At 28.9% G+C, this 24771-nt stretch carries 20 protein-coding genes; 6 read left to right on the forward strand and 14 right to left on the reverse strand.

What is annotated here, in order from left to right:
* Positions 1–3: 3 nt before the first annotated feature.
* The 4 genes from UEQ13_RS11030 to UEQ13_RS11045 are packed head-to-tail and all read right to left on the reverse strand — an operon-like array spanning position 4 to position 4793.
* Complete coding sequence (locus UEQ13_RS11030) at positions 4–1224, reverse strand: restriction endonuclease subunit S (RefSeq protein ID WP_329806399.1); 1221 nt, start codon at positions 1222–1224, stop codon at positions 4–6.
* A complete protein-coding gene (locus UEQ13_RS11035) occupies positions 1224–2684 on the reverse strand; it encodes a type I restriction-modification system subunit M (protein ID WP_329806400.1) in 1461 nt (486 codons plus the stop codon). The genes UEQ13_RS11030 and UEQ13_RS11035 overlap by 1 nt, the downstream gene beginning before the upstream one ends.
* Entirely contained in the window at positions 2685–3311 is a 627-nt protein-coding gene (locus UEQ13_RS11040) for a hypothetical protein (protein WP_329806401.1), read from the reverse strand. It lies immediately after the preceding gene.
* The gene (locus tag UEQ13_RS11045) at positions 3312–4793 is read right to left on the reverse strand and encodes a type I restriction-modification system subunit M (RefSeq protein ID WP_329806402.1); all 1482 of its coding nucleotides are present in this window, start codon (positions 4791–4793) and stop codon (positions 3312–3314) included. It abuts the gene before it with no gap.
* A 477-nt stretch (positions 4794–5270) separates the two neighbouring features.
* Here UEQ13_RS11045 and UEQ13_RS11050 point away from each other — a divergent pair, with 477 nt between their 5' ends.
* Positions 5271–5798, forward strand: a complete 528-nt coding sequence (locus UEQ13_RS11050) for a hypothetical protein (protein WP_329806403.1) — start codon at positions 5271–5273, stop codon at positions 5796–5798.
* A 10-nt stretch (positions 5799–5808) separates the two neighbouring features.
* Here the strand turns inward: UEQ13_RS11050 and UEQ13_RS11055 are convergent, their stop codons facing one another.
* The 6 genes from UEQ13_RS11055 to UEQ13_RS11080 all read right to left on the reverse strand — a co-directional run bounded on the left by UEQ13_RS11055 (position 5809) and on the right by UEQ13_RS11080 (position 11360).
* Complete coding sequence (locus UEQ13_RS11055; RefSeq protein ID WP_329806404.1) at positions 5809–6438, reverse strand: BfmA/BtgA family mobilization protein; 630 nt, start codon at positions 6436–6438, stop codon at positions 5809–5811.
* 140 nt (positions 6439–6578) lie between these two features.
* Positions 6579–7436 carry a toprim domain-containing protein gene (locus UEQ13_RS11060; protein ID WP_329806405.1) on the reverse strand — a complete coding sequence of 286 codons (858 nt, stop codon included), beginning with the start codon at positions 7434–7436 and terminating at the stop codon, positions 6579–6581.
* 236 nt (positions 7437–7672) lie between these two features.
* Positions 7673–8869, reverse strand: coding sequence for a primase-helicase family protein (locus UEQ13_RS11065; RefSeq protein WP_329806406.1), 1197 nt, complete (start codon positions 8867–8869; stop codon positions 7673–7675).
* 78 nt (positions 8870–8947) lie between these two features.
* Entirely contained in the window at positions 8948–9232 is a 285-nt protein-coding gene (locus UEQ13_RS11070) for a helix-turn-helix domain-containing protein (RefSeq protein ID WP_329806407.1), read from the reverse strand.
* Between the two features lie 104 nt (positions 9233–9336).
* A complete protein-coding gene (locus tag UEQ13_RS11075; RefSeq protein WP_329806408.1) occupies positions 9337–10107 on the reverse strand; it encodes a hypothetical protein in 771 nt (256 codons plus the stop codon).
* Entirely contained in the window at positions 10107–11360 is a 1254-nt protein-coding gene (locus UEQ13_RS11080) for a tyrosine-type recombinase/integrase (RefSeq protein ID WP_329806409.1), read from the reverse strand. The genes UEQ13_RS11075 and UEQ13_RS11080 overlap by 1 nt, the downstream gene beginning before the upstream one ends.
* A gap of 427 nt (positions 11361–11787) precedes the next feature.
* On the opposite strand from UEQ13_RS11080, the gene UEQ13_RS11085 reads away from it, so the two are divergent.
* The 5 genes from UEQ13_RS11085 to UEQ13_RS11105 all read left to right on the forward strand — a co-directional run bounded on the left by UEQ13_RS11085 (position 11788) and on the right by UEQ13_RS11105 (position 15926).
* The gene (locus tag UEQ13_RS11085; protein ID WP_329806410.1) at positions 11788–13035 is read left to right on the forward strand and encodes a site-specific integrase; all 1248 of its coding nucleotides are present in this window, start codon (positions 11788–11790) and stop codon (positions 13033–13035) included.
* A 94-nt stretch (positions 13036–13129) separates the two neighbouring features.
* Positions 13130–13966: an RteC domain-containing protein gene (locus UEQ13_RS11090; RefSeq protein WP_329806411.1), complete on the forward strand. Its 837-nt coding sequence runs from the start codon at positions 13130–13132 to the stop codon at positions 13964–13966.
* 122 nt (positions 13967–14088) lie between these two features.
* On the forward strand, positions 14089–14391 hold the full coding sequence (locus UEQ13_RS11095) for a helix-turn-helix domain-containing protein (protein WP_329806412.1): 303 nt from the start codon (positions 14089–14091) through the stop codon (positions 14389–14391).
* A gap of 76 nt (positions 14392–14467) precedes the next feature.
* Positions 14468–15283 (forward strand): transcriptional regulator, encoded by an 816-nt coding sequence (locus tag UEQ13_RS11100; RefSeq protein WP_329806413.1) that lies wholly within the window; start codon positions 14468–14470, stop codon positions 15281–15283.
* Complete coding sequence (locus UEQ13_RS11105) at positions 15267–15926, forward strand: P-loop NTPase family protein (RefSeq protein ID WP_329806414.1); 660 nt, start codon at positions 15267–15269, stop codon at positions 15924–15926. The genes UEQ13_RS11100 and UEQ13_RS11105 overlap by 17 nt, the downstream gene beginning before the upstream one ends.
* A gap of 112 nt (positions 15927–16038) precedes the next feature.
* Here UEQ13_RS11105 and UEQ13_RS11110 read toward each other — a convergent pair whose 3' ends face one another.
* From UEQ13_RS11110 to mads7, 4 genes are read right to left on the reverse strand one after another with little or no spacing between them, the layout of a single operon-like run.
* Positions 16039–17064, reverse strand: coding sequence for a hypothetical protein (locus UEQ13_RS11110; protein WP_329806415.1), 1026 nt, complete (start codon positions 17062–17064; stop codon positions 16039–16041).
* 5 nt (positions 17065–17069) lie between these two features.
* Entirely contained in the window at positions 17070–17765 is a 696-nt protein-coding gene (locus UEQ13_RS11115) for a PP2C family protein-serine/threonine phosphatase (RefSeq protein WP_329806416.1), read from the reverse strand.
* Positions 17765–23206, reverse strand: a complete 5442-nt coding sequence (gene mads8, locus UEQ13_RS11120) for a methylation-associated defense system ATP-binding protein MAD8 (protein ID WP_329806417.1) — start codon at positions 23204–23206, stop codon at positions 17765–17767. The genes UEQ13_RS11115 and mads8 overlap by 1 nt, the downstream gene beginning before the upstream one ends.
* 7 nt (positions 23207–23213) lie before the next feature.
* Positions 23214–24770 carry a methylation-associated defense system protein MAD7 gene (gene mads7 / locus UEQ13_RS11125; RefSeq protein WP_329806418.1) on the reverse strand — a complete coding sequence of 519 codons (1557 nt, stop codon included), beginning with the start codon at positions 24768–24770 and terminating at the stop codon, positions 23214–23216.
* Position 24771 lies beyond the last annotated feature (1 nt).

Consider the following 24771-nt stretch of genomic DNA (forward strand, 5'->3'; position numbering starts at 1 on the left):
ATTTTAAAACACCTGATTAATTAAACTTTTTTGTAAGGATTCTGAACTTTTTATTTTATTTTCAACGAAAAATTTATTATTCAAAATCAATGATAATTTTTCCGCAATCTCAATTTGTTCTTTTTTTGAAGGTATTCTTACTTCTGTATTATTGAAATCTTCAAGGCTTAGAGTCATTCTTGTTACTCCCTTTGAAAGAATAGCAAAATGGTATAATACTTTTGGGTTATTAAAAATGAACCTTTTAAAGTTTAAATCCATTTCATCCTTAAAACTCAATCTAACTAAATGATAACTATGTAATGTGTCTACTAAATCTTCATAAACAACAGCTGAATGACCAATATCGTCTGAAGTTTCTGAACTTGGAGTAAATAAGACATCTCCTTTTTTTAATTGATTTTTAATTAACTGATTTTCATTTGCAGTTACTCTCATAAAATTTATTCTATTATCAATTTTCTTATCCATACTAGAATAAACATCCATATAATTAACAAGATTTATCATTTTATCATTTTCAATGATTTTCTTATCAACACTACTTGTATTTAATTTACCAAGTTCAGATATTTTTTTAATTGTCCAACCATTAGGCAATTTAGTTTTATCACTTACTAGATTGTATCCATTTAACAATTCAATCATCTTAACATGAAGAAATTGTTTAATCTCAACTAATAATAATTTTTCCTTCTCAATCACTTCATCCATAGCACAAAGCAAATCTGTTAATTGGGCTTGTTGATCTTTGGGTGGTAGTTGGAATTCTTGGTGTTTTAAGTCCCCCCAATTAATAGTAGGAGAAAGCCCTCCTACAGAAATATCTACCATACGGTGCATAAACTGATCGGAGTGTAAAAAGAAAGGAAATAAATTAGGGTCAATTACTTCTTGATTGGCTCTCAACACAAATGCGTGAGCCGAGCAAATTCCTTCAAAATCTACAATAGCAGCCTTGCGTTGATACGCTCTACGTTTGCCAAAAATAACATCTCCAGGATAGCATTTCAGTTTTTGACCGTTTACATCATCTGGTCTTCCTTTTCTTCTAATATGAATATCTTCAGCATCAATATGTTCTAAACCTATATAAATTTCAAGTTCTGTTTTGTTGGGATCAATCGTTTCAGAAACTTTAGATGCAATTTCTTCAAAAGTAAAAGTCATCCAAGTTGATTTATCTAAGTTATTCAAATCTATTTTTGTCATTATTGCTTCCATTACTTTAAGATTTGAAATAATTCATCCATGCTTTCTTTTAGTTTTTCAGAATTGGTTTCCCAATTAGAAAAAGCATCATTAAAAGACATTTTATTTACATCAATTGTTACATTGCTAAGATATTGAGCGATGTTCAAACTTCCTTTGTTTTCTATAACAGTTTCATTTGAAATAATCTTTGAAAACCCATCTTCATCAGTAAATGATTTATAAGAATTATAAATTCTTTGAATGTGGTTTTTCTCTAAGTAACCAATGTTTTTTTCTTGTTTCACTTCTTTTAAAGCGTTCACAATTAAAACTTTTCCTTTTCTTTCTTTTGGTTTATTGTTATTCGTAATCAACAAACACGCTTCCATAGGTGAGTTGTAAAACAAATTAGGTCCTAAACCAATTACACATTCTACCAAATCTTCTTCTACCATTTTGCGGCGCATTTCGGCTTCGGAATCTCTAAACAAAATACCATGTGGCCAAAGTGAAATAGAACGTCCGTTATCTGGATTCAAACTTTTTTGTATGTGTTGTTGAAAAGCATAATCGGCACAACCTTGTGGAGGTGTTCCCCAAAGATTACGTCCATAAGGGTCGGTTTCAAAACTTTTTCTATCCCAAGCCTTAATGGAATATGGCGGATTGGCTAAAATGACGTTGAATTTTTTTAGTTCGTCATTCTCTAATAATCCTGGTTGGGCTAAAGTGTCGCCACGTATAATTTCAAATTCTTCAATCCCGTGCATAAACATGTTCATTCGTGCAATGGCTGATGTAATCAAATTAATTTCTTGTCCGTACAATTTTAAGTTGCGGTATTCTTTGCCTTCTTCTTTCAAATGTAAAGCACAGTTTAACAATAAACCACCGCTTCCACAGGTTGGATCGTAAACACTTTCGCCTGGTTGCGGGTCCATAATCATTGTCATTAACTTTACAACGGTTCTATTCGTGTAAAATTCTGCTGCAGTATGTCCGCTATCGTCGGCAAACTCTTTTATTAAATATTCGTAAGCATTACCTAATTTATCGTCAGGAACGTTTTTAAGATTCAATTGGTGTTGCGAAAAATGCTCAATAAGGTTGGTTAATGTAGCATCTGAAAGTCGGTCTTTGTTTGTCCAACTGGCATCACCAAAAATTCCAAACAAAGTTTCTGGATTGGCTTTTTCAATTTCACGCATAGCTTCTTGTATAGCCATACCAATATTTACAGTAGTTTCACGTACTTTTTTCCAACGTGCTTGTTCTGGCACCAAAAAATGATGATGCTCAGCAAATGCAGCATATTCTAAATCGCCATCACTATCTTCTAATGCTTTTTCAAATTCTTCATCATACACATCGCAAATGCGTTTAAAAAACAAAAGAGGAAATATATATTGTTTGTAATCTCCAGCGTCTATGGTACCTCGTAATGCAGTAGCAGCACCCCAAAGATATTTTTCTAATTGTTGTTGGGTCATTTAATTACAAAGATTTAAAGTTTCAATATGTAATCGTTCAAAATCCTGATTACCAATCACTAACTTTTTGTTTTCATCAACTTTATTCAAAACATAAAGTTCTACATTTTCATACTCGCTTGCTAATCGAATGTTTTCTTCCATTTGATTTTTATTTATATTCCATCCATAAACAACAACCATCTTATACTTTAGTTTATCTGAAATTGTAATTTCTTGAACATTATCATTATCAAAATGAATCCAAGCTTTTCTACCTTTGATTTTATTGATAAACTCATTTTTGTTTTTAAGGTATGTTGCCAAATCTCTGTTCCATCCTAAATTGGTTTTTAAATCAAAATAATGCGTCAAAACATTATCAGGATTAATAATAGACAAATCGGGCTTGAAAGTTGTAGCTTTTCCATTTTTACTAAAACGAATTGAAGTAACCTTATCAACCAAATACAATAAATCAGATCTGTCAACCTTTTTAGCAACGTATAAAGCAAATAAATCTTCAACATAGCCTGAAGTTACGTGTGCCATACCACGTTTAATATTATAACCTCCATCACCTTCAATCAAATTCTTAGCATTTCTGGTATGAGCGTGTATTTTTTCTACAAATTCTTCTTGGGTCATCTAAATAAATTGATTTAATATTGTTTTAAATTTCTCTTCCGCTTTTAAACTTTCATCCCAAGATTTTTTCAAATCGATAAGAGCTTCTTCAACTGAAGGAAGATTATCTTCTATAATTTTTTCCACATAAAGTGGAATATTTAGGTTATAATCATTCTCTTTAATCTCATCTATACTAACAACTTTTACAAAATTTTCTACATCTGCAAACTGGCTGTACCAATCAAACAATTGCTGCACATTTTGTGGTTCAAGGAAATTTTGCGCTCTACCAACTCTTACTTGTTCAGAACCATCTATAAACAATACTTTTCCTTGTTTGTGTTTTTCTTTTTGTTGTTTGAAAACTAAAACGCAAGCGGCTAACTGAGTACCGTAAAAAATATTAGGGCCTAAACCAATGACAGCTTCTAAGACATCTTTCTTTAATAAAGCTTCACGAATTTTTCCTTCCGATGCTTTTCTAAACAATGCACCGTGAGGTAAAACAACTGTCATTCTTCCTTTAGCATTCATAGATTTAATCATGTGTTGCACCCAAGCCATATCACCATTACCTTGTGGTGGTACGCCAGCAATATTTCTTCCAAAAGGATCATTAACCCAAATATCTGCACCCCAATCTTTCAATGAGAAAGGAGGATTAGCAATGACACAATCAAAAGTCTTTAATCCATCAGCTTCAAAAAAAGCAGGATTCTTCAAGGTGTCGCCACGAGCAATTTGAAAATCTTCAATGCCGTGTAAAAACATATTCATACGAGCAATAGAACTTGAAGTTAAGTTTTTTTCTTGACCATACAATTGTAATGTTCTATAATCTTCATTATTGTCTTTTAGATGGTCTACACATTCCAATAGCATACCGCCAGTTCCACATGCAGGATCGTAAATAGTTTCTCCTTCATGAGGATCCAATATCAATCCTAGTAAATGAACTACAGAACGAGGTGTATAGAACTCACCTGCTTTTTTATTTGTTAAATCCGCAAAATGCTTAATTAAATATTCATAGGCTTGACCTAAAATATCAGGTTCAACTAGTGAATTAGATAAACTATATTGAGAAAAATGTTCAATTAAATCGGTTAGTAATCTATCCGACAATTTATTTTTATTACTCCATTGTGCATCACCAAAAATACCATACAAATATTCTTGATTAGCTTGTTCTATACCACGTAATGCTTTTTCAATTGCTAAACCAACATTCGTTGTACTTTCTCTTACATCATTCCAATGACAACCATCAGGAATTATAAATCTATGAAATTCTGGTAATAAAGCATATTCTTTATCTCCATCTGATTCGTCTAAGGCAATTTGATACTCTTCATCAAATACGTCAGACAATCTTTTGAAAAATAAAAGTGGAAATATATAGATTTTAAAATCAGAAGCATCTACAGGTCCTTTTAGAATCCAGGCAGCTTTTGATAGGTATTGTTCTAATTGTGAAAGGTTTATCTTTTCTTTTGACATTTATTTAAATCTTAATACTATTTGAATGAAATAAGCTTTCAAAAATAGCGAAAAAACAAGCATTTACAATACGTAAAACTACCTGATTTTTAATCTTGCTATTTTTGCTTACTAGTGTAAACAAAAGTAAACAAAGAGATGATAATAAAATGTGGAAATCCGTAAAAGGTAATGAAAAAGTAAATCCAGCTATTTGTTTTTTTCAAACCTATAATTTACAAATTTTAAATTGTTGATAAAAGAAAGATGACTGATTAAAAAGAATTAGTTTAGATTTTCACTATTTTTACAGCAGAAAATATATTTAAGCGCGTAAGCTATTAATTTGGTAAAAGAAAACTAGGAATCTTCTCAACAACCAAACTTAATGGACTTACGCCTGTGCAAAATACTTGCGTGGGCGTAGTCATTTGGTTGTTGGGTCTCCTAGTACCTCTTTTACTGATGGCTATTGCTTCACGCATTTTTTTGGTACTTATGAAAGAAAAAGCAACACAAAAAAGCAGTAAAACAGCTTTTAAGAAAATCCTAAACTATTTATTGTTTCAAGATTTTAATACTCCAGATTTTAGTTCTGGTTATATCAAGCTATCTGAAAGTTTTATTGAGAGCAACAAAACTGGTGCATCAACTGACGAAGTCCTGAATTCAAAATTAATTGACATATTTAAAATTCAATTACTTAACCTGGACTATGAAGATAGAGGAAAAATCATTGATACCATATTAGAGGACAAAAATAGTTATGATGTGTTATTATTTTTTTTCGCAATGGAAATTGAAAAACAATTCAAAAATAAGCCTGATAATATTCAAGCTGAGTTCTTAAAAATGTTGCTTTATTATCAATCTGACAACCAATTGAATTTATTTATTCTTATCTATTTCAAATTATATTTCGCTGATTTATATGAAACAAAATTTTCAAAATTTTTTCAAATTTCAGAACAAGAATACAAATCCATTTTGAAAATTTACACTACAAAAAAATTACCGCTTAAATAAATTTAAAATATTATTTCAAAGAAATTAATTCTAAAAAATCACTTTCACTCATTTCGAAAACAATTTTATTTTTAGAACTAAAAGTAGATTTTTCAACAGAATAAATTTTACTTAATTTAGTAAGTTTGTTTAAAATTCTGGCGTTTTCTAATGTAATAATATCCTGTTCTTTTTTTAAGTTCATGTATTCATTTCTACTATCATTTAATTTTTTTTCATATTTATCTGTAAGCAACTTTGTAACTTTATCTTCAGCCTCTTTTTGAATTTCGTGATTATTTTCTGTTGGCTTTTTAAACTCATCTGAAAGTAATATTCTCTTTTTTATTGCTCTTAAATCACCCGTAACTTCTCCACTTATATATCTATAGATTGAATCAATTTTATTCTTTTCAATGTTACGCACAATTGCAATAACTCTATTATTATCTGAATTAAATTCAATCATTTTATCTTCTAATTTTTTCAAAAGTCCACCAAAACTTTGTTTTGGATTTACTGGATTTGTTTCAAAAAAATACATCATATCTTCAATTAAATGAATATTGGTTTTGTAACCAAATCTGTTTTGTAATGTTACCCATCTGTCTGTTAAAGTTCCCGATAAACGGATGTCTTTATTTTGTGTCATTTTTTTCATTTCCGTATTGTTAAATTATTGATTATAAATTAATTAAATTATATTTCCGTATTATTTCCGTAAGATTCAAAAAACTAATGTCGTATTTACTGGTAGAATGGAGGCTCACTCCGTTCCGTCTTGCGTATCTTAAACCACCCTTATAAATGAGCATTAATAAGCCATTCATTTAAGTCTTTAAAGTCCTCATAAAATTTTCTAGAATCGATTGCATTTTTAAAATTTTCTAAAGTCAATTTTGTATATAAATTTCCTGATTCATCATTATCAAAATACAATTCAATTTCATCATACTTTGATAAAATTTCATCACACCGATTTATCATTGCTATTGAATTAAGAATTAAATAATCACTTGATTTTTTTTCTAAATTTATGAACGATAAGTAATCAAAAAAACCTTCAAATATTCTTAATTTGTTTTTATCACCTTTTACCAATTTTATTAAAGTAATATCCTTTTTTTCGATACAAATTTTTGAATATTTAGAACGAATTTCAAATCCATTACTTCTGTTTCGAAACCCAATTCCGAAGTATTTTTTTCCATTTACTTCATAATGCACTTCTTTTAAATTTGATTCGTTTTCGTAATGATAAATTTTTCTGTTTTCTAAATATTGTTTTAAAGCATAATGTTGTATTTCAATTACTTTAATGATTTTAATTTTAGTTTTACTTTCAATAAATTTTGTTTCAATATTTTTTTGCTTTTGAAAAGAAAAAATAGTTTCATCCGAATAATTTTTTAAAAAAATTAATACTTCAGAAATGGTATAATTGAATTTAATGGAAACAAAATCTATAACGTTTCCGCCATTCTGAAGTCCGTGGTCGTACCATCGATTAATTTTAGTGTTAACTTTAAAAGAGGGTGTTTTTTCATCTCGAAAAGGACTTATAAACCAAACATCAAATCCGTTAGTTTTTGATGGTGTATAATTCATTTTTTGTAGCACTAATTCTATTGGAATTTGCTTCGCTTTTTCTATGTTCATTTTTAGTTTCAGAATTGGTTAAAAAAAAGTGTAGAAAGTGTAGAAGTGTAGACAAACCTTGTTAACTATTGAAAACATTAATGGTTCGGCGTCTACACTTTGTCTACACTTTTGACAAAAACAATGATATTCTACACTTTTTGTCTACACTTTTTATTTAATTGAAAAAGTGTAGACAAAAGTGTAGACACGTTAGCCCTTACTATTACTGGGCTTAATGAAGTTTGTCTACACTTCTACACTTTTTCAAGTAAAAATTGTCTTGAAATTGAATAAAACCTTCCTTTTGATGGGTTAAATCCAATGTCTAAATCTTGGGTTACAAATACCTTTTCGTACTTGTTTGGATTCTCTTGTTGTTGCAGACACCATTTCTTTCGAATTATTCTTCTTATTTCAGTAGCATCATATTTTATTCTGAATTTATTTAGAGCGTTTTGTAAATCACTTAAAGTAAAATCCAGTACTTCAACATTTAAAACCTCAATAATATTTATCAACATATTGCACAATTCCGTTTCCAGTTTATTGCAATTATGCCTGATTAAATTAGTCAAAGCATCGGTTTTTATTTGTTCTCGTGTAAACCACATTCTTGAACTGTTTTCAGTTGAGAGTTTTCTATTTGCAAGAAAATTTAGAAAATGTGGAATTTCTGAAAGTAGCTTACTCAAAAAGTAAACATCTTCTTTTTCGTAAGGGTTTATTTTACGAACCCAAAACCTGATTTCATCAGGATCAATTTTAATAAATGAAGTTTCGTTATTTGAACATAAAATAAACTTACCGAAAAACTCAATTTCTCTCCTATCCTTTCCTTTAGCTTCAATTTTATTTACATTCGTTGTAGAAAGGTATTTAATACGTTCTGTAAGCTGTTCGGTTTGAAAAAGGACTTCGTCTACACAAATAAGTAATTTTGATGCCCAATCAGCGTTAAAATTGCTTGAAAACGAATCGTTAGTGATGTAAGTTAGATTCAATTCAAAAATTTCCTTCATCCATTTTAAAAATGTTGATTTACCAGTAGCTCTTTCTTTAGAAACTAAACACAGAATTGGTAATATCTGTAAAGGTTTTAAGTATAAAATCTGAAGATAATCAATACCTAATTCCAATTGTTCCCCAAAAATATGTTTAAGAAAAACCATCGTGTTTTTAATTTCTCCTGGAACAGGCTTTTTACTCATTTGATGATAAGTATTGTAATAGCCTTCAACCATTTTTAGATAATGTTCAGGTCGGTTTTCTGGATAACAAATAAAGCCATCAAATTTTTCAATTTTTGATAACGCATCTTTTCCATGGTCTTGCCTAATTAGTTCAGGACTCCAAGGAATTAATGTTTCTATTTTATCGCCTGTAAGCGTGGGAAAATTTGATTTTTTAAAGTAAGTTGTACCAATACGTAGATACATAGCAGTTTTACTCATATACAATTATGGATTATTTTGTATATTTGCAGTATACAAAAGGATTAAACGTAAAAAGACAAGTACAGAATTGCAGTTCTATACTTGTCTTTTATATTTTACGGATTTTACTTCGTTTAACGAATTGTATAATTCATTATGATTAATAAGTATTCTACGACCAATAGTAGTCGCTTTAATATTCCCACGAAGAATGTGGTTATTAATCGTTTGCTTGTCTACTTTTAAAATATCAGCAGCTTCTTTAACGGTGTACATTTTTGAAGATAAATCTTCTTTAGGTGCAGTAAGAATTTGTTTTACTAAACCTTTCAATTCATTTAACTCTGAATGAATTGCTTCAAATGGATTTGCGTAAGTCATAATAACATTGTTTTGAAATTCATTGCAATGATATGACTGATTATACTTTACAAAGCTTTATATAAGTATATGTAAAGTAAATTTCATATAAAATGAAGGTTATATTACTTAAGATTCTTGAAACTTAACATAATCTCATTAAATTTCTCATAATATTTTGAACCTTTTAAAACATTTTCCACACTCTTTATCATTGAATTATCATCCTTCCATTCAAACAAATCATTTGAAATTTGACTGTAATAAGCATCAGAGAATTGTTCAAATTCAAATAAATTATTAATTTGCCTAATCATTTCGGAATTACTAATCTTAGATATTAAAACATAGTGTTGAACATATAAAAACAAAATTGCAAAATCGGTTTTACTACTTAATTTTAAATTTGATTTAACCTTATTTATCTTTTTTATTAATCTAATATTAAATTTATATTCCTTGTCTAATTTTTTAATTTCACACTTTTCTTTTTCTAAACTTTGATTATTATCTTTTATTTTATCACTAAAATCATTTGTTACAAACTCTAAATTATTGATATAATTATTTTCAGTAAAGTTATTTTGCGAAATATCATTAATTAAAACATTTGTAACTACATCAACCTTTTGAGTATAATTGTTTTCAATGAAATTTTCTTCAATATTCTTGTGAGGTTTTTTAAGACTTTCAAATGAAAATCTTAATAAATAAATAGCGAAATAACCATATGCTATTATAAAAAACCAGTAATATTCATTTTTATTTACATTCACTTTAAATGAAACAGCTATAAAAAGAAGAAAAAATCCTAAAAAAGCTATACAATTTTCTTTCCCTAAAGAATCAAGCTGTTTATCAAACCTGGTTCTAATAAAATTTAAAGACATTTCCATTATACTACTTTTAATTTTGGTTTAATATCAAATACATCTTCAACTGCTTCTCTTGCTTGGATATCATCAGTTTGATAATATTGATTTAAAGTTTTAATATCAGTATGCCCTGTAATAGAAGCAGTTAATTTATCGCTTTTCCCATCTCGCTTCATCATAGTAATAAATGTACGACGTCCTGTATGAGTACTTACTCTATTGTAAAACATAAGTTCCTCAATTATATTTTCCTTTCCCTTAGTAGTAATTTTTTGAACAATTTGATTGTATTCCATTACTTTAAACATCTCTTTTACATATTCATTTTGCTTTTGATTAGCAATTAGAGGTAGTTTATAATCGTACTTTTCTAACATAAATTTTGAGATATATGACAAAGGGATATTTCGCCCAGGCTTATTTTTATCTTTATCCTCTTTCAAAAGAATTTCATTTTCAGTTACATTACTTTTTGAAACTAAAAAAAGTTCACCATAACGCATACCAGTAACACACGAAAACAAAAAAACATCCCTAACTCTTTCCAATTTTTTGCTTTCAAATTCAAACTCAAAAATTCTCTGCAAATCATCTTTAGATAATGCTATTTGATTTGTAATTACACGCTCCACTTTTTTAAATTCGGTAAAGGTGTCATTAAAAGTATATTTGTTTTTCTTCGCCCAAAACATAAATGTTTTGAATAAACCAAGATTTCGGGCGTAAGTGTTATTAATATGTCCTAAATCATCCATACAATAAGTTGTAAACTCTCTGTGAAAAGCATGGTCAATTTTACTAAAAGTTAATTTAAACTTTTTTGTTTCTTCAAAATTCTCTAATATGTTTTTAATATTTTTATACCTTTTGATTGTTGAAGCTGACCATTCTTTTCCTTTTGTTTTTTCAGCAGTAAAAACATCATAAGCATCAAAAAATACATTCTTACCTGAAATAGTCTTCTTAAATTTTTCGTCAAAGGCTTTCTTTAAAATCTGAGAAGTAAATGACTCATTAATTCTTTTATAAAGACTAACCGTTTCTAAAAATAAATCTGAATATCGATTTAATTGTGTCTTAATTGATTCAAAATTTTTAGCTCTATTTTTTCCTGAAGCAAATGGAAATTTATTACTAAAATCGAAATTATTAGGATTTATTTTCTCTCCTGTTGAATAGACAAACTTCTTATTTTCCTCTTTGAAAGAACACGTAAATAAAATTAGCGTTTCTTTATCTGAGTTTGGAGCTTTTAACTTAAAAGTATATTTCATATATTTGCTTTTAGGGTCACGGTAAGAGTTGCCGTTTTAGTTGCCGTTTTTTATATATTTAGATATAAAAATTTGATATAAGCAAATATAAAAAATTGTCTAAAGTGTTGAATTATATAGTATTTAAGTTATTAACAAAACATCAAAATATAAGTTGTTCAATTCTCTCCGACTCCACTAAAAACAAATCAAATCAAATTAAAAGCCTGTAAATCTTATGATTTACAGGCTTTTTTGTTTTTACTACTATTCAATTTATTCATTAAATCTTAAACAAAAGGTGGTAAAATCGGGTACCCTAAAATCCTTATTTCTTGGGTACCCGAATTTCCTCTCAGCTCAATCATATCAAGGTGTACAACAAATGAACATCTTGACACAAATTGAAACATTAAGTAATTTAATAATAAATTAAAGTCACCACAAAATGAAACACAAATTATCATTACTTTTCTATGTGAGAAGTTCTAAAGCAGCAAAAAATGGTTTATTACCTATTTACCAAAGAATAACTATTAATAGTGAAAGAATAGAATTATCTACTTCTCGCTTTGTAGAAAAATCAAAATGGAATATTTCAGCTGGTAAAATGAAAGGTAATTCGGAAGAAGCTAGATTAATAAATGGTCATCTTGATTTACTGAAATATAAAATTTATGAAACCGAGAAATACTTAATAAATAATAATGTAGAAATTAATGCACAATCCTTTAAGAACAAACTTTTAGGTATTGAAGAAAAACAAAGAAAATTAATTTCAATATTCGAACAACATAATAAAAGGATGGAAGAATTAATAGGAAAAGAATTTTCAATTAATACTTTTAAGAAATACGAAACAACTTTAAGCCATACCAAGGAATTTTTAAAACATCAATATTCGCTTAATGACATATCCATTACTCAAATAAATATTGCATTTTTAAATGATTTTGATTTCTACTTGAGAACAATTAAAAACTGTAATAACAACTCTACAGTAAAGTATATGAGAAATTTTGGAAAAATAGTAAAACAGTGTTATGTAAATGGATGGATTGAAAAAGATCCTTACCTTAATTATAAAGGTAAAGTTAAAGAAGTTGAAAGAGTATTCTTAAGCCAGGAGGATATTGAAACTTTAATAAATAAAGACATAAACATTCAAAGATTGGATTTAGTTAGAGATATGTTTTTATTTAGTTGTTTTTCTGGGCTTGCTTATATCGATGTATTCAATCTAAAAAAATCTAATATAATAATAGGTATAGATGGTGATAAATGGATTTCAACCCATAGACAAAAAACTGATGGAGCTTCAAAGATTCCAATTCTTCCATTAACTCAAATGATAATTGAAAAATACGAAAATCATCCACAAAGCATAAATCAAAATAAGCTGCTACCTATTTTATCAAATCAAAAGATGAATGCTTATTTAAAAGAATTAGCCGATATATGCAAAATTGATAAAGAACTAACTTATCACATTGCTCGCCATACTTTTGCTACAACTGTTACACTCACAAATGGTGTTCCAATTGAATCAGTCAGTAAAATGCTCGGTCACAAAAACTTAAGAACCACTCAACATTATGCTAAGGTATTAGATAGAAAAGTAAGCGACGATATGCAGATTTTAAAGCAGAAATTCAACAATATTCCAGTAGTTTTACAAAAGGTTCAAAATCAATAAATTAAAACATTTAGTAAATATTTAAGAATTTTAATACAATAAATTTGATGTTAATTGGTTTATTTTGGTATCATTATAAACCAATTAACATTTTATGCGCCTTAACTATTCTACTACATTAATTGAAGTCGAAAAAGAATTAAAACAAATATGCAAACAAGCTCCAGACTCAATTAAAACATTCAAATCAATTAAAAAATGCTTGGAACAAAAAGCTTCTGAAATCAATTCATGGCTAAGAAATTATGAATTCGAATCCGAATCCGAAGAAATTTACTTCTTCAAAAATATTAAAGCTGAACTTTTAGCTAAAATTATAGTTACTAAGTTTAAAATTGATATTCTTCTGAACCTTCCAAATTCTAAAAAAGCAATTCCGGACTACTACAATAAATTAATTGACAAGCATTCGCAAATTCCCAAAAAACAATATTATTTCTACAAATACTACAGGAACGAATCAACCTATCACGACAAAGAATATTTTTTGAGAATAAATAATGACACCCAAGATAATGATCAATATCAATTTTTATTTTTTGATGAAAGAATAACAACTAAAATGGAATATCCATTATCGGAAATTATCGCAAAGAAGCAAATAATTGTTTATCTGGAAAACAAACTGGAGGAACTAAACAATAGCAATTCAAAAAATAAAGAAGAAATTTCTAATCTTAATTGGACAGCCACAAAAGTAGATTTTACAGAACTTATTTATGCACTACATCTACAAAAAGCAATCAATAATGGTGAAGTTGAATTAAAAGAAGTGGCTATGCAGTTATGTAAAACGTTCAATATTAAGTATGATGACAGTATTTACAGGCATTATACTGATATTAAAAGAAGAAAAACTGAAACAAAAGCTAAATTCATACAATCACTATCTAATAGCTTAAATAACAAAATCTTACAAGAAGAATATTAAGTAAAAGCCAAGTCACAGACTTGGCTTTTTTTATAAATCGTTCACAAGTTGAATCACAACTTGTGAATTAAACTCACACAAATGAAGTTGTTTTGAACCATAATAATTCAAACAATTTCAAAATGAACTTACATCCAAAAAAACTCTTTCCAGAACTGGAAAACATCGAACTTCTTAACCATCAAATGGTAACTAAAAAAGACTTACTAAACTTCGGTAATCTACTTTTAGAAGAATTAAAAAACACACAAGGTATAGAAGAACAACCAGCCCAATGGCTAAAATCTTCTGAAGTTCGCAAACTCTTAAAAATCTCTCCAGGTACTTTACAAAACTTGCGTATTAATGGAACCCTTACCCCTAGCAAAATTGGCGGTATTCTCTATTACAAACATGACGATATTTTAAAAATGTTGAATGAATAAATATGGAAAATAATATAACCAATTGCAATGGAACTTGCGAAGCATGTGACTGCGAAAATATCTTAATTCTAAAAACATGAATTACATAAAACACCTTACAGCATTTTTTGAAAGAGTCTCTCAGGATTACGACCTCAACCCTACTCACATCAGTCTTTATGTAGCATTGTTTCAATCTTGGAATTACAACCGCTTTCAAAATCCTGTTTCAATTTGTAGAGGAGAAATTATGCGAATAAGCAAAATTGCATCATTCGCAACATATCATAAATGTATTAAGGATTTAGACGCAAAAGGCTACATAAAATACGAACCATCTTATAATCCATTTAAGGGAAGTTTAGTCCACATAATTGACTTAACTGAAGAATTAAAAGTCAAAAAAAATAGTAGTAAAACCAAAGTAAAAAATGAACAAGTTAACGAACAAGTTATTGAACAACCTAATGAACAAGAACTAAACAAGCATCAAACAAGTACTGAACAAGCGCTAGTATCTTCTATAAACATTAATAAACATATTAAACATTATAAACATGATATAGAACCCACAAAAAATAAAAACGAAAATAATTTATTAAATAATTCAGAAAATGAAGAAAAAAAGTTGCGCGAAAAAAAGAAAAATGAAGCTGATTCTACAATTCCAATTTTAGAAAATGTGATCTCGTTTTTTCATGAAAATAATCACACACGAATCGAAGCTGAAAAGTTTTTCAATTATTTCGAAAGTAACGGTTGGTTAGTTGGCGGAAAAACCAAAATGAAAAACTGGAAAGCAGCAGCCAAAAACTGGATGCTCAACAGTAATAAATATTCTAAACCTACTAACGCACCTCAACCAAATCATTTGCACACTCAAAACGAAAAAAACTATGACGAACCGCTGTAAAAATTTCGCTGAAACTTTCGAAGTAATTGACAATATTCGAAATTACAATTTCAACAAATGTGTTGAATTTCTTGAATACCAAGGTAAAATTAAATTCGGACAAGCATTTAAAATTTATCAATCTGATTTAACAGTAATTCACAAACTACTCATTCACGCGATTAAGGATGAAACCACAGCCGCCAAATTAAATATTGACCTCTCAAAAGGTATCTTATTGTCTGGAAAAATTGGTTGCGGGAAAACATCCATAATGCATTTATTAAAACCATTCATACATCCAAAATTCGATTACAAAATAAAAACCTGCAGAGAAGTTTCATTTGAATTCGCTAAAAACGGTTTCGAAGCTCTTCAGCCTTACACACAAAAAACCTACAAACAAATCCGTTTACCCGGTTATTGTTTTGACGACTTTGGTGCCGAACAACAAATCAAACATTTTGGTAACGATTGCAATGTAATGGCAGAAATCATAATCAGCCGTTACGAACAATTTATTGAAAACAAAACGGTTACACATTTAACCACAAACTTGTCAGCTTCAGAAATCGAAAAACTATACGGCAATCGCGTGAGGTCCAGAATGAGGCAAATGTTCAATGTTATTGCTTTCGATTCAAATTCAATTGATAAAAGATAACTAAATGATAAATATCTAATATGAATATTGAAATTATTTTATCTAGGTTGTAAATAATATGAACTTAAAATTTAAAAAATCCAGTCTAAAATACTAGTAAATTTTAGGCTGGTTATCTGAATATAATTTCTAAATTCATATGGTCAAAATTTACTTTTACATCTAACCACCCAACATAAGAATTACATTTATTAATCAATTTCTGAAAATCTAATTTTGAATTATCGACTACTGAAAAAACTATAGATGATTTTTTAAACTCCATTTTTAGGTTTTCAAAAATATATTTTTCATTCACATCATCATCAATAAAAGTTTTAATTGGATCAATGGTGTCAATAATCCCAAGAAGGTATAAAAAGTTGAAATCATTAAATTTGAGTGGAGTAAAATTTATCAAGTCATTTAAACCATAATGTGAGTACAATTCATGTTGGTTTTTCTTTGGCATCCAAATATTATGGGTAGCAATTGCACTTGCTGCTAATTTATATTGATCCTCTAAGGCTTCGCCCCAAAACAGAGTCTCTTCATGAGCATTAGCTTTTCTTCTTCTAATTTTTAATAGTCTATCGTATAGTAATAAACCTCCAAAAATACCATGATCAATCACATTACTTTCTTCAATTCTATACTTAAAATAATTTTCGCAACTATCCATTAAACTTATTGAAACTCCACAAAGTCTATTTTCGAATAAATAATGTTCAATATTGAAATTTGTGCGTAATTGAGTTAAATTATTATTATCTATAATCAATTCTTGATCTTTTTCGATATGATACGCATTATCATGATATAAAGAAATTAAAAACCAGATAAAAGGAAAAATTTGATATCCGGGAGCGTTATTTCCTAATCTAAATTTTTCTTTTAACCCAGTATTATTATAAACTAATAGACCTAAAAAGAAAACAGAATTAATATGATTTGGATATCTTAAATTTGAAAAATCACTACCAATGGTATTAAAAACTTCAACTTTTCCACCACGCTTAAAATAACGAAAAATAAAATCCTCATGTGAAAAATCTTCATCTAAAAACGGGTTTTGTAGCTCATTATATTGGCCTAAGTCATAATAGTAATCCCATTCACTTCTAGGTAAATCTTTAATATGTTGAAGAATAGTTTTCATAATTATTAAACTTGAGTCACAATCATCGAGAAATTATCTTTAGCTTCAATTTCACACAAAGCTTCAACCTGATTAATACCCTCTTGAATTGTATTTGAAGAATTAAAAACAGTGTTGACTTGATAAGAATTTAATATATCAGAAACACCGTCAGAGTAAATGATAATTAAATCATTTGGGAGTAAATTAGAAATAGAATGACAATCGATTATACTATCTTTAATGTTTCCATACACAGAACGAGTTACAACATGTTTATATCGCTCAATATTATTAATTACGTTTCCGTTATCAATCATTTGATTAATTAAAGTGTGAGAATGTGTTTCAAAAAGTACTTCCTTATTACTCACATGAATAATTTTAACGTCCCCTACCCAAAATAAAAATGCTGTATTTTTAAAAATAATAGCACCGCCCAAAGTAGCACCAATTTTTGTCTTTAAGTCATCTGATTTCTGCTTAATTATTAGATTAGATTTATTAACTGCTTTTTGTATTTCTTTCTCAGTAATTTCATTTACAGTTGACAGATAAGTGTGAATGTTCTCAGCTACCAGTTTGGAAGCAATATCACCATATTCATAACCTCCCATTCCATCTACAACCAAATGTAAATTGCAATCAGAATTGATTGCTTTTGAAAACAAATAATCCTGATTGCTTTTTCTTTTGCCTTTATGTGAGAATGAATATACCATTAATGATCTCCTGTTGCTTGTTTTGTTGCGCCTCCATGTTTTGTAACTCTAGGTCGAGTGGAAATCTTAATTGGTTTCAAAGTAATGCTTTGTTCAGAAGCTTTTGTTGACCATAAAAATCCTTCTCCAGGTTTCAAAATACTCATATCAGCAGGCGTTAAATTACTCAATTGAGTAATTGATTTTTGTATGTGTTTAAGCCATTGTGGACTATTAAATTTGTGTAATAAAACAACACTGCTCAATTCGATAATTTCATTTGGTAAACTCGGTGGATCTTGACTGGCAATCATAATACTGACACCTTTATGTCTCATTTCTCTAATGGCCGTAACAATATTTCCGGTAAGATCTTTATTGTCCATATACTTATGAGCCTCATCAAAAACAATAAATTTATTGAAATGTTTATCGTTATAGGTCTTTACACCTGAGAAGATATTAAGCATAATAACAAATAATCCAAGAGCTTCATCTTTAACAATAAATTCATCTCTCAAATCAACGATAATTAATCTTCCAGGTTTCAAAATTTCTCGAATATAAAAACTGTCGTCAATGTATTCTCTTGCAAAACTCAATTTTTGTCTTGCCAAAGCTTTTTGACCATTTGAAAGTAATTCAGAAGACTCAACACTTTCACTCAAACCTTCCATAGTAATGTTTCTTCTTTGTTCTCTCATTAGTGACTTCAATTGTTTGATATAAGCAGAATCATTACCAACAGCGCCAAGTAAAAACATCCAATCTTGAACATTTAACTCCATTGAATTAAACGAGATAGGCTTAATATCAATGGAAGGATATTCAAGACGTCTTTCTTCTATTTTATCTCTAGGGGTTAACAAAATTACATCTTTGATTGAATCAGGTTCAGCACCATACTCATCTTTCAACTTTTGTAATTCTGTTCTATTATCATTAGGATATATCATTGAAGTAAATTCAGGTTCATAATCCATACTCTCACTATAATGAAAAATAACTCCGGCTAATGGTGATGGCAAAGTATTAATGTTTGAAAACTGCTTCAAAACCATTTCGGTTATAGTACCAATAGTGTAACTTTTTCCTCCACCTTGTACACCAAACAAACTTATTGTATTGGTTTCACTTAAGTCGATAGCAATTTTTTTGTTTTGAATACTCTTTCCTAAAATACCAAATTGCTGACTTTCTGAACTTTTCCCAACAATAATATCATAATCAGGTTTTACGAGAGTACTAGTATCGTGTATGACCTCATCCTTTAATTCATTTATAACTTCATTTGGACTATCCGGTGTTGGAACAACAGGAGTCTCATTATCATCATGATCATCATCATTTAAATCGTCGTTATTATCATTTCCATTAGTTTCATTGGAAGTAGTATCTTTTATAATTGAATCTTTATTCTCAACATTAGTTTCTACTATTGCCGTTACATCATGTTGCTGCTTAATCTTTGATTTAAATCTTTGTAAAAAGGGTTTTAAAGCTTCATTTGTTCCTAATGCAGCTCCAAGTTCCTTGTCAAACTCTTTTTCTTCTAATCTAGTAGTATTTAAATCTGAATCCGGATCTAAAATATCTTCAATTAGTTTTGCGCCAAAAGTAAAGAACGTAAGGCTGTCATCAACAACTTCTTTTTCATGCCTTTTTGCAAATGAAAAATCAAAAATAAAGCCTAATTGATTAAACTTTAAATTAAAACCCGCATCAAGTGTTTGAAGGAATGAACAATAAGTACTATAAGCATTTTCCGAAAGATAATTATAACGATAAGCTCTTTCTATATAAAAACTCAACAATGCTTTAAATTCCTTGTTTTTAATTTCTCGATCAAGTCTGTCTACTGAAGTATAATCATTAGGATCAAAATGATGCTTTATAGCTAGAATAGTATTCTCTATCTGCTCTCTCATTTTCAATTTCAAATCTTCCTTCTCAGCAGCTCCAATAGATTTTCTGCATTTTATTTCAATAATAGATATTGAAATTTCTCGTTTGTCGTTATCAATTGAAAACAAAAGATTATCAGCTCTACTTTTTGAATTAGAAGAAAGATTTTCAAAAATATTTTGATGTAAGTCAATAGGTACTAAAACTGCTTCTTCAAGAAACCCTTTTTTCTCCAAAACTCTCTTAGTAAAAGCAGAACCAATTACCTCAAAGGCCTTATTCTTTGTTGAATTAAGCTGCAATACAAGTGAACTACTTACAGCTCTTAAATCTTCTAGAATTATTTTGATTTTCTTTTCATCTTCAGCATTGTGAATATTCAAATTAAATTCTTCAAAATGGGGCCCCAACAAACCTAAAACTTCTGATGATGGTTTTGTAGTTAAGAAAGAAGATATGCCTGAAATTTCCTCTCCAGGTACATAATCTAAAAGGAATGGTATGTTTCCATCTATTGAAGGTTGGTCAAAAATTTGTGGACCTAAATTTTTATCAAAAGTTATAACCCAATCGGAAAACTCATGTAATTGTGAAAGTAATACCTTGTCTCTATTGGAAAGTCTTAATTCTATAGATGGTATGGCCTCAGTCGAATTTATTGCTAGTGAACCGGCAACAAAAAATTGTAAAGATGAAAATAAAGAACTGCACAAAATATTTTGTTTATAATCTTCAACTGTATCAACATCAATATATCTGTTCCATTTAATATTATCATCAACCTCTTCAACTTCTATTGAATGCTCCAATAGTAAACCATTCAAATAAAATGACTTAATATCCCGATGAGGTTTAAAAAGAGTAACATTAACTGCAAAAGGATTAACTAAAAAACTTAAATGAGCTCCATATTTTGAAGGAGTCTGCAGGTACTCATTAATATTATTAATTGAGAATCTTAATTTCGGAAACAATCTATTTTTAGAAGGTTGAGAAAACAATTCAGCTTCTTCAGAAATATTAGTTTCCGGATTTAATAAGTTCTTTAATGCTTTACCGTGTTCTATAATGGAATCACCTCCGATAAAAATACGAACTTCAAATTTGATGTCTACATAATCTGGATTTTTACCTATTTCTACAAAAGAATCTGAAAATATACTTGCATCTCCTACATTGAATAAATTTACAACCAACTTATCTGTGTATGGATGCTGGACAAGGAAATTCTTAATATGTCTTACTACTAATTTCTTACTGATGTCAGTTTCAACATAATTATCAGTTGAAATATTAAAAAGTGTTCTAAAATAATGCTTGAGTTGTTGTGTTGCGGGAACTAAAGAATCATTGGTGCTAACATTTGAATTATCTAAATAAATAGCCCATCCAAATGACAGTTCACCAGTGTAATCATAATTTTTGAATGTACTTGGTTCAACATAAACCAATGGATTAATTTCAGGAGATAAACTTCCTAAGAAAAGCTCTTCAAGTTTACTCCATTCCTCCAAATGCACTTGATAATCTATTGTTTTTTGATACCAGTCATCAAACAATTCAATTAATTGTAAAAACCACGATAATCGCAATGGATGCAAAGGTGACATTAGTAAACAAGAAACCGAGTTTGCATCAGGAAGCTTCGTTTTAACTTTTACTAAGTCTAATATTTGAATTTCACTTAAAAAATGCTTTATAGTTTCCTTTTCGTCCTCATTTAAAACTTCACTAAAAAGATTGCTTTTTAATTGTGATAACCAATCATCATAAGCCTTTAAATAACTTGTAATCTCATTCTTAAAAAGATAAAGATTACAAGTTTCAATAATACCATTAGTATTTTCATTAGAGTTTTTAATAGCTTCGAAAAGCTGATATCTCAAGTGAATAAGCTCTTTTGGTGCAATATCCGTTAAAGCGCTATTTTCAAAACTAATACCTTGTAGTCCTACAAAAGCAAGATTATTACTTAAAGAACAATTAATATGACCTAATTGATTACTATGCTTTAAAAATTCATTTTCTAATAAACGTAACTTAGACGATAGATTGATTTGATAATTATGTTTTGAAGAATAATTAATATGGAATGTAGATATATGCTTAGGCTTATCATCATTTACCCAAACATTGGATAGATCACTAACAGCAGGTATTTCTATAGATTCACTATTCTTTAATCGTTCAACATTGTATTTGAAAAAAGCTTGTAAAACATTATTTAATTTATCTTTACGTTGTGTTTCCTCTTTTTCCGGATTTTCATCAAAAAAATAATCAAAATCATCTGAATCACAAGTTAACTTGTAACTATAGTTGCTTTTTGTTTCTGAAGTTTTATTATCTAATTCCCATGCTTTCTGAATCGAAGCATCTTTAAAATCATCATTTGAATTTAAAATATTACCATGTTCATCTTCGGCTAAAACCTTGAAAAAATAGGATCCTTCATCAAACATATTCGGGTTCAATTCAATCTTTGCTTCCTGATAAGGTCTATTCGAATTGGTGTTTTTTAATTTTCTTAAAGTTGAAATTTCTTCTCCCGAATGACCATCTACAGACATTAAAACAACTCTAAAAAATTTTAAATCTTCAATGTCTTTTGGCGGTGGGTTAGTACTATAACGAATGGTGACTTTTGAAGTTTGGTTCGGATTAGCTATTAAAACTTTTTTTCCTTCTTCAGTAACAAAATCAGTAGATCGAATCTCTTCAATGAAAAGTTTAATTTCTTTAAAATTCAAACTTGGGATTGACCAATTATCAAAACATAAATTTGTATATGAAGAAGCTATAAGTTGACAAATACGTTCTGGAGATTTGGCTTCTTTTTCTGTTCTGAAAAAATCAATAAAATCTTTTTGTAGAGTTTCTTTTTCAATTGGTAATTCATTTATTCTATCGTATAAAGGCCTGTTAAATGAACTCAATATTTTTATGCTGGTTTGATTGAAATTTAATCGAGAACGAATCAAATCTTCCTGTTCCAGTAATTTTTCATCAGGTAATAAATCCAATTGAAATAGATTTCTACCTATAGTTTGAGAATCATAATTACTTTCTTCAATCGATATTAAATAATCAATAACTTTTGAAGTTTCTAATACGTTAACATATAAATAAGAAAAGATAGAATGAATAAGACGTTTTTTATCACCTGGAATTTTGGCTAAAAGATCTTCTTTTAGTTTAAGTTCAATACCATCTAACGATATTTCCTTAAAAGTAGCATTACCATAAGAATCTTCAGCAGCAGTTCTGCTATTAGAGGGAACAAGAACAAGCAATGGTTTTTCTTGTTGGTTCCTAAATTCAACCAATTTCGTGGCAGATATAAAACAGTCTCCTTTATCTTCTTCAGAAACAATAAAAGTATTGATACTAGGATATTTCTCAGAGAGTTCATTAAATAAATATAAAAGCTCATTATTTCCAAAACCAGTAATTTTCATACAGTGGCCAGCTTTGGCAGTATCAAGCTCAATATGATTTAAGGAGATCACAAGATCTATAATATTTTGGTAATAGGAATTAATAGTTGTAAGTTCCATAGAAATGTTATTTTAGTTCGTAACGAGGTCTGATTTTTTGTAAAATATAGGCATCACTCAAATCGTTATAGAAACCTATTTGTCTTAATTTTTGTTTAAATGCATCAACATTTTCTTTAAATGCCAAATGAGTATTCAAATCAGCATCTTCAAACCTTGATTCAGACAAGCCATTTATAATCAAACCATATCGTTCTTTAATTTTTTTGGTCAATTCTTCAATAGACAAACTCTTAGTAATAAAACCATCATCTTCTCTGTGTAAAACTTGAATTTGTACTAAAGCTTCTAATAATCGTGTTCCTAATACAAATCGTCTCGGATGCTTTTTACTTCTCCCTTGAGCAATAAAGCCTCTCTCATTATTTTTTTGAGACAAATTATCAATAAACTGAACATGGTATTTATATTGATAAGGTCCTCTTGTTTTCACAAGTAATTCAATGTATTTGTCAAAATATGAAGTCTCATATTTTACCATGGAATTCAACAATTCTTTATCTTCATCATCTAATGAACCTAAAATATAGTCCCATCTCATTTTAAAATACACGTCAAAATCATGTGGTGGATTTTTTAATACTTCTAAAGCCCGATCCAAATGATTAGAATTATTTTTCTCTAAATTTTCTTTTTTCAATACAGCATTTATTTGAAAAGTAGCCTTGATATAGTCATATATAGAATTATACATTCTATCCGCATCTTCTATGGCAACCTTAGAAATTTTACTTTCAAAATCATCAGTACTATCCAAAACAATAGTCCAGTCGTCTTTTATGTCGAAACTACCTTCAGTAACAATTTTAGGTAATAAATAAATTAGCTTTTGTATATACAAGGACAAATGAAAAGAAGTAATAGTTTTCAAATAATCAATCAATACATTTCTTGGAATTTCTCTTTTATAAACCAAAATTCGTCTAACATCATCACAATACAATTCAGCCTGTTGTTTCAGAATTGGTTTTATCTGATTTAATGAAGAAGAACTTTCAATAAAACCTGGATTAAACTTTTTTATCAAATGCAAAATACCAAGACTATCCACATCTAGGGTTCTGGTATTACTGATGCTATTAGTAGTTTTATCCCATCCTTCCATCAGAAATTGCTTCAAATCTTCCTTTACTTGTGGGTTTTGACCCAACATCAAATAGACCTGATCGGCAGAGAAATAATCACGAGTATTCTGTGCATTTCTAACACGATAACTTTCTAGGTGAATCGGTCTCAAAGAAGATATTTTTTCTTTGTCCAAATTTCCCCTAAATACCATATTAACCAAATTGGTACGCATCCATATTTCAACTGCATCAGAATTTTCTGTAAACCCCGAAATTGATCCTTCTTCTTCAAGAATACTGAAGGCTTTTTTCAATTTGTTAATTTCTACAAAAGCATTTTCACCGGCTCTGTTTCTCTGTTTAGGTCTTATTCCGTCATGCCGTAACAACATAAACAAATTAACCATGGTATAATCAATATTAATGGCTTTAGCATCAGCAGTAAATAACAGCTCATTTCTAAAAACACTTTCATCTTTATTTAATTTGATAGCCATA

Source organism: Flavobacterium facile (genome assembly GCF_036321945.1).
In the GTDB taxonomy this organism is placed as follows: Bacteria; Bacteroidota; Bacteroidia; order Flavobacteriales; family Flavobacteriaceae; genus Flavobacterium; species Flavobacterium facile.